Origin of the sequence: Bradyrhizobium sp. BR13661 (genome assembly GCF_029892425.1) — a bacterium.
Taxonomy (GTDB): Bacteria; Pseudomonadota; Alphaproteobacteria; order Rhizobiales; family Xanthobacteraceae; genus Bradyrhizobium.
The window spans coordinates 132,288-142,232 of record NZ_JARXWB010000022.1 but is presented as its reverse complement, the minus strand read 5'-3'; the positions used below and the strand labels follow the sequence as shown (position 1 = coordinate 142,232).

Sequence of the window (9,945 nt, the reverse complement as noted above, 5' to 3'; positions counted from 1 at the left end):
CCAATCGCCCCTTGAGTTCGAAACCGCCTTCGCGCAAAACAATGCGCGGTAACGCATCGTGACAACCCCGCTGTCACTGTAATTATCGTGTCTCAGTTCAGGGGTGCAGTCCAGCACTGGCACCGTAATCCGGATGACCCTCATCGGGCTTTCGAAACGTCGGATTACTTCTGAGTAGCGGCGGCTTTTGAGAGTCCCTCGCGCAAGTCGTCAGGAGCCATGACTGGCACGATTTCAGTCTCTGCATTGAGATTCAAGAAGAGCGGTTCAACAACTTCGACGATCTGCGACGGCTTCGAGAGATTGAAAAATATCATCCCTCCGCGTTTGCCGTCCAACGGCGCGAAATAGGCTGCCTCGGGTTTGAGGTCGTTCATGATCGACTCGACCGTCTTTGCAAGCGATCCGTCCTTGAACGCTTCGTTCCCCTTTTCGACCGGCAATGTAAATTTGAGCATGACGCGCATGGTTATCTCCAATGATTGTTGCGAACAAATTGATCTCAAAACGTAGTTCGAATGCCGCCTCTTACTTGCCAGGCGGATTGTACGCCCCGCGGAGCTGGCGGGCCTTCTGTCTGACGTGTTGAATCTCGTCCGGTGTCCAGAGGCGCGTGAGCGTGACGTTGTGAGCGGCGCCCGATGCGACCAAAATGCCGGATATCGCCGGTGCTGCATTGGAGTCGGGCACATCGAAGACGACCATGACGCCAGGACCGTCGGCCGCGGTGCTGTACATTGAAATCAATTTTCCGCCGGCAGACTCAACCAGACTCTTGGCCGCCTCGTAGCGGTTGGTCGTGGGATTATCCATGAGGTTGTTGAGGGCCTGCGGCGTGTATTGTGCGGTCAAGCAGAAATGCATGGCGATTTCCTCTCGTTCGTGAGCAATCAATTGGGCAAAGGTCGTTCTGGCTTTGAAGCAATGGACGTGAAGGGAAAAATGACTTGCGTTCGAGAGAGCAGACTAACCCTCGGAGAGCGGGGAGTGTTTGGAAAACATTGCGTGTAATCTCGATTTGTCGAAGCACTCGGATGGCGCCATCTGCGGCCGCAGCGAGTGCTTGTTGACACAAGCAACAACGCCGCCCGCCGTGCCAAGGTTTTGTGTCGCTCCTCGAGCCCGCACCTGACCGACCCCCTCTGATCCGGTGGGCCTTTGAGCTCGACATGACTGAGGAGATCTGAGGTTGAAATCGTTGGGTTGTTTTTTTGGCCGGACGGCTAGCGCGCCCATGCCTCAACGTTCAGCCGCCCGCTCTTTCCGATCGTGCCATCCTACCCCTGTTTTGCCCGACGGGCCAAGGAAAAATTCGATAAAAACGAAATTGCGTATGGCGCCAAGGGGTTGGCTACTGTGCATGGGGTTGTTTTCGCAGCTTCTGCTGCGACCGCACGGCCTCTCTCAGAAAAAAGGGCCGCCCCGAAGGGCAGCCCTTTGTCTTGATCGATGTGCGTCCGCTTACTCGGCTGCCTGCTTCTGCGGTGGGTCGAGCGCGCCTGATTTGTGGATCTCGGCGACCTGGTGGTCGCTGAAGCCGAGCACCGCGCGCAGGACCTCGTCGGTGTGCTCGCCGAGCAGCGGAGAGCGGGTGACGTCGCTCGGGCTGTCCGACAGCTTGATCGGGTTGCCGACCGAGATGTACTTGCCGCGGGTGGGGTGGTCGACCTCGACCACGGTGCCGGTCGCGCGTAGCGACTGGTCTTCGGCGATCTCCTTCATCGACAGGATCGGGCCGCAGGGGATGTCGTCCTTGTTGAGGATCTCCATCGCCTCGAACTTGGTCTTCGTCATCGTCCACTGCTCGATGCGGCCGAAGATCTCGTTCAGCCGCGGCAGGCGCGCCGCCGGCTTGGCGTAGTTCGGATCGGTCTTCCAGGTCGGCTCGCCGATCACGTCGCAGATCTTCTCCCAGACCGGAGCCTGGGTGATGAAGTAGATGTAGGCGTTGGGATCGGTCTCCCAGCCCTTGCACTTCAGGATGCGGCCGGGCTGGCCACCGCCAGAATCGTTGCCGGCGCGCGGCACGGCATCGCCGAACGGAATGCCTTCGCCGAACTGGCTGTATTCCTTGAGCGGACCGTGGGCGAGGCGCTGCTGGTCGCGCAGCTTGACGCGCGCGAGGTTGAGCACGCCGTCCTGCATCGCAGCCGTGACGCGCTGTCCCTTGCCCGAATGCGTGCGCTGGTAGAGTGCGGTGACGATGCCGAGCGCCAGATGCAGGCCGGTGCCGCTGTCGCCGATCTGCGCGCCGGTGACGAGCGGCAGGCCGTCGCGGAAGCCGGTGGTGGAGGCGGCGCCGCCGGTGCACTGCGCGACGTTCTCATAGACCTTGCAGTCCTCGTAAGGTCCGGGACCGAAGCCCTTGATCGACGCGACGATCATCTTCGGGTTGATCGCCTGGATCTTCTCCCAGGGGAAGCCCATGCGGTCGAGCACGCCGGGGCCGAAATTCTCGACCAGCACGTCGCACTTCTTGATCAGCTCGGTGAGGACTTCCTTGCCCTTGGGGTTCTTGGTGTCGAGCGTGATCGAACGCTTGTTGTGGTTGAGCATGGTGAAATACAGGCTGTCCACGTTCGGGATGTCCTGCAGCTGGCCGCGGGTGATGTCACCCACGCCCGGGCGTTCCACCTTGATCACGTCGGCGCCGAACCATGCCAGCAGCTGCGTGCAGGTCGGTCCGGACTGGACGTGGGTGAAGTCGAGAATGCGAACGCCCTCGAGCGCTTTGGTCATCGTCTATGCTCCGTACTCTGTCTGCCCCTGCACCCGCAGGGAATAAAGGGTTGAGGGGGGACTTACTTCTTCTTCTGCAGAACGCTCTGCGGATTGAGGTTGCCGATGCGGCCGCTCTCCGAGCCGGCAGCCGGATCGATCACCGCGTTGATGAGCGTCGGCTTGCGTGACGCCATCGCCTCGTTGACGGCGCGTTTCAGTTCGTCCGGCGAGGTCGCATTCACGCCGACGCCGCCGAAGGCCTCCATCATCTTGTCGTAGCGCGCGCCCTTGACGAACACGGTGGTTGCCGGATCGGAGTTGGCGCCGTTGACGTCGGTGCCGCGATAGATGCCGTCATTGTTGAAGATGACGACGCAGATCGGAAGGTTGTAGCGGCAGATGGTCTCGACCTCCATGCCGGAGAAGCCGAAGGCCGAGTCGCCTTCCACCGCGAGCACGGGGTGACCGGTCTCGAGCGCAGCCGCGATCGCCTGGCCCATGCCGATGCCCATCACGCCCCAGGTGCCGACGTCGAGACGCTTGCGGGGCTTGTACATGTCGATCACGCCGCGGGCGAGGTCGAGCGTGTTGGCACCTTCGTTGACGAGGATCGCCTCGGGGTGGTCCTTGATCACGTTCTTCAGCACGCCGAGCGCGCCGTGATAATCCATCGGCGACTTGTTGTTCATCAGCTTCGGCGCCATCTTGGCGACGTTCTCGTCGCGCTTGGTCGAGATGGCCTTGGTCCATTCGGCGGGCGGGGCGGTCCAGCCCGTGCCCATCGCCTGGTTGAAGGCCGAGACCACCGAGCCGATGTCGCCGACGACGGGCGCGACGATCTCGACGTTGGAGTCCATTTCCTTGGGTTCAATGTCGACCTGGATGAACTTCTTCGGCTGATCGCCCCAGCTCTTGCCCTTGCCGTGCGACAGCAGCCAGTTCAACCGCGCGCCGATCAGCATGACGACGTCGGAATCCTTCAGCACCGTCGAACGCGCAGCACCCGCGCATTGCGGATGCGAGTCGGGGAGCAGGCCCTTCGCCATGCTCATCGGGAGGAACGGCACGCCGCTCTTCTCGACGAAGTTTTTGATCTCCTCATCGGCCTGCGCGTAGGCCGCGCCCTTGCCGAGAATGATGAGCGGACGCTTCGCGGCCTTGAGCACGTCAAGCGCGCGCTTCACCGATGCAGGCGAGGGGATCTGCGCAGGCGCAGCATCGATCACCTTGACCAGCGATTTCTGGCCAGCTTCGGCGTTCATCACCTGGCCGAACAGTTTTGCCGGCAGGTCGAGATAGACGCCGCCCGGACGGCCAGAAACCGCGGCACGGATGGCGCGGGCGAAACCGATGCCGATGTCCTGGGCGTGCAGCACGCGATAGGCCGCCTTGCACAGCGGCTTTGCAATCGCGAGCTGGTCCATTTCTTCGTAGTCGCCCTGCTGGAGGTCGACGATCTCGCGCTCGGAGGAGCCCGAGACCAGGATCATCGGGTAGCAGTTGGTGGTGGCGTGCGCGAGCGCGGTGAGACCGTTGAGGAAGCCGGGTGCGGAGACCGTGAGGCAGACGCCGGGCTTCTTGGTGAGATAGCCGGCGATGCCCGCGGCGTAGCCCGCGTTCTGCTCGTGGCGGAAGGAGATCACGCGAATGCCGGCGGCCTGCGCCATGCGGCCCAAATCCGTGATCGGGATGCCCGGCACATTATAGATGGTGTTGATGCCGTTCAGCTTGAGCGCGTCGATGACGAGATGAAAGCCATCCGTCAGTTCCTGCTCGGTGCCCGGTGCTTCGGACTTGGTCGCGGTGTTCAGCATGGGCCTTGTCTCCCTGGTCTCAAGGTAGGTGGGGCGAATGGTTCGCCCTTCTGGTGAATGTTGCTAGGTGAAGAGTTCCTGGCCATGCGCTTCGACGTAAGCGGCAAGGCCGAGGGTGTGGTCGCGGGCGCGCTTCTCGGCGAGCTCGGTGTCGCGCGCCTCCAGCGCTTCGATCATGCCGAGATGCTCGGGCAGGGACGTCGCGGTGCGGTCCTTGCGTCCGATGGTGAGTTGTCGATAGCCGCGTACGTGCAGCAGCAGATCGTTGGTGAGATCGACCAGCACAGGGGATTCCGACAATGAGATCAGCGCCTGGTGGAAGGCGATGTTGGCGCGCGAATATTCCTCGACGTGATCCTCGGGCAGGCGGTCCTTGCCAAAATCCTTGAAATAGTCGCGTAGCGCCGTGATGTCCTTCTTGCGTGCGGTCGTGGTGATCAGGCGCGCCGCCATGCTTTCCAGCGCCGCCCAGGCGCGGATCATGTCGACGATCTCGCTCTTGGTCCGGCGCACCACCATGATGCCGCGGCGCGGCACGGTCTTCACGAAACCGTCCTGCTCGAGCATCGCGATGGCTTCGCGGATCGGTGTGCGGCTGACGCCCAGACGTTCGGACAATGCGCGCTCGTCGAGCATGACCGGCTCCGGCGTCGAATAGATGTCCATCTTGAGGATAGCTTCCTTCAAGGCGTCATACGCCTTGTTCTTGAAGCTACTCTCCGGGGCAATACGAACGATTGCGATGTCTGCCTCGGCCATGGTCGGCAACGCCTTGGTTGGTTTTCGCAGTGACACGACGATTCTCCTCCAGTGGGAGTCGTCTTTTACAGGAATATTTACTGGAAAGTTTTTGGCATACCACATGCCAGAATGTCAAGCTGACCATTTTTTGCGGCGATATAGGTCGTGCTCTGACTTGACAAGTTGGCTTCTGGCATACCAAATGCCATCGCTGGCCATTTTTGATCCAAGCTGGCGGAGTAATCAAGGCATTTCGCCGCGCCGTTCCGCCACACGGAACAGAGCGCGGTGATGGCAGGTATCACGGCAGCCGCATCACGCGCGCTCTGCAAAGCAAGAACTGAAGGTCGAGGGAGAAGCTCATGTCCAATTCCAAAGACGTCGTCCGCAAGGTCCTTGACCAGGTCAAGGCCGACAACCGCACCAGCCTGACGGCCCCCGAGGGCAAGGTGGTTTGCGACGCCTACGGCATCCCGGTGCCGAAAGAGGGCGTGGCGAAGTCGGCGGGCGAGGCCGGCAAGATGGCGTCCGCGATGGGTTTCCCGGTCGTGATGAAAATCGTCTCGCCGGACATTCTTCATAAGACCGAAGCCGGCGGCGTCATCGTCGGCGTCAAGACGGCGCAGGATGCCGAGAAGGCTTACGAGACCATTCTCGGGAACGCGAAGAAGTACAAGGCCGATGCCAAGATCGAGGGCATTCAGGTCCAGCAGATGCTGGCGGGCGGCACTGAGGTCATCGTCGGCTCGATCACCGACGGCTCGTTCGGCAAGCTGGTGGCGTTCGGCCTCGGCGGTGTGCTGGTCGAAGTGCTCAAGGATATCACCTTCCGCCTCGCGCCCGCGACCAAGGAAGACGCGCTGTCGATGCTCGACGGCATCCAGGCACACGAAATCTTGAAAGGCGTGCGCGGCGGCGAGCCGGTGAACCGCACGGCGCTGGCTGATGTCATCGTCAAGGTCTCCCAGCTCGTCACTGACTTCCCCGAGATCATCGAGCTCGACCTCAACCCCGTCTTCGCCACCGCAAAGGACGCAATCGCAGCTGACGTCCGCATCGTCGTCGACTTCGCCTACAAGCCCAAGCCGAAGCCGCGCCCGACCGAAGAGATCGTCGCCGCCATGAGCCGTATCATGCAGCCGAAGGCGGTCGCCGTGGTCGGCGCCTCCGCCGAGGATGGCAAGATCGGCAACTCGGTGATGAAGAACCTCATCAATGGCGGCTACAAGGGGGAGATCTATCCGATCCACCCCAAGGCGGCCGAGATCCTTGGCTATAAGGCCTACAAGAGCGTCAAGGATGTGCCTGGCGTGATTGACACGGCCGTGTTCGCGATCCCCGCGAAGTTCGTGGCCGCGGCGCTCACCGAATGCGGTGAGAAGAAAATCCCGGGCGCGGTGCTGATACCGTCGGGCTTCGCTGAAGCCGGCGCGCCGGAGCTTCAGGCCGAGATCGTCGAGGTTGGCAAGAAGTACGACATCCGCCTGATGGGGCCGAACATCTACGGCTTCTACTATACGCCGGCCAATCTCTGCGCGACGTTCTGCACGGCTTACGACGTCAAGGGCCATGCGGCGCTGTCGTCGCAGTCGGGCGGCATCGGCATGGCGATCATCGGCTTCTCGCGCTCGGCCAAGATGGGCGTCTCCGCGATCGTCGGCCTCGGCAACAAGTCCGACATCGACGAGGACGATCTGCTCGCTTTCTTCGAGCAGGATCCGAACACGAATTTGATCGCGCAGCACTGCGAAGACCTCAAGGACGGCCGCGCCTTTGCGGAAGCCGCCAAGCGCGTCTCCAAGAAGAAGCCGGTCGTCGTGCTCAAGGCCGGTCGCACCTCGGCTGGCGCCAAGGCGGCCTCGTCGCACACCGGCGCGCTCGCCGGTAACGACAAGATCTACGAGGACGTGCTGGCGCAGTCCGGCGTAATCCGCGCCCGCTCGCTGCGGCAGCTGCTCGAATTCGCCCGCGGCGTGCCGGTGCTGCCGACGCCAAAGGGCGAGAACGTGCTGATCATCACCGGTGCTGGTGGCTCGGGCGTGCTGCTGTCGGATTCCTGCGTCGACAACGGCCTGTCGTTGATGTCGATGCCGCCGGACCTCGATGCGGCCTTCCGCAAGTTCATCCCGCCGTTTGGCGCGGCAGGAAATCCCGTGGATATCACCGGCGGCGAGCCGCCGATCACCTACGTCAACACGGTGAAGCTCGGCCTGTCGGACGAGCGCATCCACTCGCTGATCCTCGGCTACTGGCACACGATCGTCACGCCGCCGATGGTGTTCGCCCGCAACATGGTCGAGGTGAAGAAGGAGATGGAGGCCAAGGGTTTTGTGAAGCCGATCGTGGCCTCACTGGCCGGCGATGTCGAGGTCGAGGAAGCCGCCGAATATCTCTACCAGAACGGCATCCCAGCCTATGCGTACTCGACCGAGCTTCCGGTCGAAGTGCTCGGCGCCAAGTACAAGTGGGCGCGCGGCGCGGGCCTGCTCTGAGCTGTCGACGAAAAATGTCGCTCCGGTGAGGCACCGGAGCGACATTTCCCGCGATGCGGGAAAATTTCAGGGCACGAGCGCCAATCATCTGACTGGCTGACATGCAGGTCGCGATGAGCAAGAACGTGATCCGCCGCAGGACCGTCGAGCCGAAATCCGCGGCCGACCATGAGCCTGAGACCCGCGACGGCGGTGTGCAATCCGTCGATCGCGCGCTATCGATCCTGGAAACGTTGGCCGAGGACGACGAGGGCTATCGCCTGAGCGATCTTGCGATACGTACGGGATTGTCGACCTCGACGGTGCATCGCCTGCTTGCAACGCTGGAAAGCCGCCGCTTCGTCCAGTTCGACCGCACGGACTCGAAATGGCATGTCGGCTCGCGCGCCTTCACGGTGGGCGCGACATTTGCGCGGCGGCGCAATTTCACCACGCAGGCCATTCCATATCTCCGCAAGCTGCGCGATCTCACCCGCGAGACGGCCAATCTCGCCGTGGTTGACGACGAATTCATCATCGTGCTGACCCGCATGGAAAGCCGAGAAATCATGCGCTCGCTGACCCAGGTCGGCGGCCGCGTCGCGATGGTGACCTCGGGCGTCGGCAAGGCGGTTCTCGCGACCTACTCGGACGAGGATGTCGGCGCCGTGATCCGCCATCACGGTATGCCGAGGCTCACGGAAAAGTCGATCGTGCGGCCGAGCGACCTGTTCAAAGAGCTCGCGACGGTGCGCCAGCAGGGCTTTGCTGTTGACGATGAGGAGGCTCAGATCGGCCTGCGCTGCGTCGCGGCGGTGGTCTACAACGCGCTCGCCGAGCCGCTGGCCGCGATCTCGGTGTCAGGCATGACCAGCCGCATTACCGACCAGCGATTGCCGGAGGTTGGCCGGATGGTGCGCGAGGTGGCGGCTGAGCTCACCGCGGCGCTCGGCGGCGGCGTGTCGGAGCCAAAGTCGTCCTAATCGAGCACGGCCCTGATCATGTAGACATACAGGACGAACGTCGTGATCGACGCGCCCGCCAGTGCCAAGCCGCCCGCGAATGAAAGCCGCTCGAGCTGAAACGTCTTGCTGCTGGACAAAGAGCGCTGGAGCGCAAACAGCAGGAAGGGAATGCCGATCAGGAAGGACTGGAAGTAAAGTGCAAGCCCGAGGCCAATAAGCACGCCGATCCAACCCACGACCTGCGCGAAACTGCGGCTCAGCGAACCGACAAGCGCGTTGAGGATCAATCCGCCGTCGAGCGGATAGATCGGCAGCAGATTGGCGGCGTTGATGATCGCGAACATCTGCACCGCCTGGAGAAGATCGGCCCCGCCGTTCGCGCGATACATCGCAAACAGACCCAGCGTCGGAACGAGGCTGAAGCCGGGTCCCATCAGGACGATGAAGCCGAGACGGCCTTCGGTGCGGTAGGCGGTCTTTGGCACGGCGGCGCCGCCGAAGAAAGGGATGAGGTAGATGCCGCGGACACCGACACCGGCCATCAGCATCGCCGCGACATGTCCGGCCTCATGAATGGCGACGACGATTGCCAGCAGCACACCTTCTTTCCAGCCGAACAGGTAGCAGAAGCTCAGAAGCGCGAGTAACGACAGAATCACGCCGTTATTTGCGAGCGCAGCCGCCCGGCTGTGCGTGCCAGCCTCGGTCTCGCACTGCTGCTTGATCAGCGTCGCCATTCGGCGCAATCCGATAGGATAGATGATGCGATCGCGGAAGGAGCTGACCGTCATCTCGCTGAAAACGGTGAGCGACGTTCCGTGCTCGGTCGCTTCGACGCGCATCCCCGATTTGACGTTGCGGCCGCCCTCCGGAGGCACGGACAGCTCGTGCGCCACCATTTGGGCGATGATGACGCCCTCCGCTTCGTCACGCACGAGCTCACGCCCAACGCCCTGCGTCCGGGGCTGGCCACTGACAAGCAAGCGTGTCAGCCACAGGTCGTCGCTATCAGGAATGGGCTCACGCGAGATTTCGAGCACGGGCGGGCCATCCAGCACCATGCGATCGGCGGCGCTGAACTGCCACACGGCATCGCGCGGCGCGTTGACGAGGACGCTGAATTCCAAGTTCAACCGGTTGCGCGCCCGCACAGCGTCGACAAGGCCTTGCAACGCATAAAAGGCGATCCGCAATAGCTCGATGGGGAGGGCGAGGAGTCTGAGCATGGCCTGA

Annotated in this window: 8 protein-coding genes; 2 read left to right on the top strand and 6 right to left on the bottom strand. The window is 62.4% G+C overall.

What is annotated here, in order from left to right:
- Positions 1-164 precede the first annotated feature (164 nt).
- From M2427_RS29555 to M2427_RS29535, 5 genes are all read right to left on the bottom strand, one after another.
- On the bottom strand, positions 165-467 hold the full coding sequence (locus tag M2427_RS29555; RefSeq protein ID WP_280710402.1) for a hypothetical protein: 303 nt from the start codon (positions 465-467) through the stop codon (positions 165-167).
- 61 nt (positions 468-528) lie between these two features.
- Complete coding sequence (locus tag M2427_RS29550) at positions 529-864, bottom strand: GYD domain-containing protein (RefSeq protein ID WP_280710401.1); 336 nt, start codon at positions 862-864, stop codon at positions 529-531.
- Positions 865-1,461: 597 nt separating this feature from the next.
- Positions 1,462-2,739 (bottom strand): formyl-CoA transferase, encoded by a 1,278-nt coding sequence (gene frc / locus M2427_RS29545; RefSeq protein ID WP_280710400.1) that lies wholly within the window; start codon positions 2,737-2,739, stop codon positions 1,462-1,464.
- 62 nt (positions 2,740-2,801) lie between these two features.
- Entirely contained in the window at positions 2,802-4,535 is a 1,734-nt protein-coding gene (gene oxc / locus M2427_RS29540) for an oxalyl-CoA decarboxylase (RefSeq protein WP_280710399.1), read from the bottom strand.
- A 63-nt stretch (positions 4,536-4,598) separates the two neighbouring features.
- The gene (locus M2427_RS29535; RefSeq protein WP_166819518.1) at positions 4,599-5,294 is read right to left on the bottom strand and encodes a GntR family transcriptional regulator; all 696 of its coding nucleotides are present in this window, start codon (positions 5,292-5,294) and stop codon (positions 4,599-4,601) included.
- A gap of 344 nt (positions 5,295-5,638) precedes the next feature.
- Here M2427_RS29535 and M2427_RS29530 point away from each other — a divergent pair, with 344 nt between their 5' ends.
- Positions 5,639-7,768 (top strand): acetate--CoA ligase family protein, encoded by a 2,130-nt coding sequence (locus M2427_RS29530; RefSeq protein WP_280710398.1) that lies wholly within the window; start codon positions 5,639-5,641, stop codon positions 7,766-7,768.
- Between the two features lie 113 nt (positions 7,769-7,881).
- Positions 7,882-8,730 carry an IclR family transcriptional regulator gene (locus tag M2427_RS29525; RefSeq protein WP_280710397.1) on the top strand — a complete coding sequence of 283 codons (849 nt, stop codon included), beginning with the start codon at positions 7,882-7,884 and terminating at the stop codon, positions 8,728-8,730.
- Here the strand turns inward: M2427_RS29525 and M2427_RS29520 are convergent.
- Positions 8,727-9,845, bottom strand: coding sequence for a hypothetical protein (locus M2427_RS29520; RefSeq protein WP_280710396.1), 1,119 nt, complete (start codon positions 9,843-9,845; stop codon positions 8,727-8,729). The genes M2427_RS29525 and M2427_RS29520 overlap by 4 nt on opposite strands.
- Between the last annotated feature and the right edge of the window lie 100 nt (positions 9,846-9,945).